At 39.8% G+C, this 884-nt stretch carries 1 protein-coding gene; it reads right to left on the reverse strand.

The genetic code is table 11. From position 1 onward, the window contains the following. Positions 1-92: 92 nt before the first annotated feature. Positions 93-884 (reverse strand): hypothetical protein (locus tag I6F66_RS20800; protein WP_197209701.1); only part of this gene is annotated, 792 nt, incomplete at its 5' end.

Raw genomic sequence — 884 nt, forward strand, 5'->3', positions numbered from 1 at the left:
TCATTAAAACTTTTTATGATTTATTGTTTTCAATATAACCAGTTAATAAGTAAACTAATGGGCTTGCAGATCCTTTGCTCATTTCATGCATTTTATTTTCCTTCTGCTGCTAAATTTGTAACAGCTATTGGACCTAATGTATCCAGACCCCAAATTCTCTTTTCTTTTACTAGCGCCTCAGCTTGCTCACCGGTCACTATATTTTTTGTTCTTATTATACGCCTTGAAGGATATAAGCCGTTTTCACCACGCTCTTTTGAAAACGTTGTTACATACTGCAATTGATGATCTTCCTCTGGAGAAAAAATAACGCCATTACCTTCCCCTATTTCTGAATGTTTTATTTCAGGGTTAGCAATATTAACCCAATGAAAATGTGCTTTTGGCCTTAAGTGAGTCATAAACGCTAAATACTTACCATCAGGTGAAATACGGTGGTTTTTCATTTCCCACGCTTTAGGAAAACCAAAATTAACTTTGCGAACCACTTCACCATTAAACTTATGTATCCAAAAACCATCGTGCTTTATGGCTAAAAACTCTTTATCACCCGGAAGTAAAAAAGCAGCGCCGCTGTGGTGAATTTGAGGTCGAGGGGTTAGCTCCCCTGTTGGTACATGGTAATTAAAGTTTTTGCCATCTGAGTAAAAAATGACGTTTTCACTGCCTGAAGTCCAGTTAAACCAAGGGTAGCCGCCCCCGCCTGACATGGTGATTAGCTTTTTCTCTTTAGTATCGTAAAGCTGACGAGTCGCTCGGTCATTTATATAGCCCGAAATAGCGATATAACGGTTATCTAGTGAGCGTGCTGGTGGATGCAATCCCGCGGGCTCCAGCTGGTTAAATATTTCTTCAGGAATAATACGGCGCCTGTCTGAGCCATC

Origin of the sequence: Pseudoalteromonas sp. NZS100_1 (assembly GCF_015864285.1) — a bacterium.
Classification (GTDB): domain Bacteria; phylum Pseudomonadota; class Gammaproteobacteria; order Enterobacterales; family Alteromonadaceae; genus Pseudoalteromonas; species Pseudoalteromonas arctica.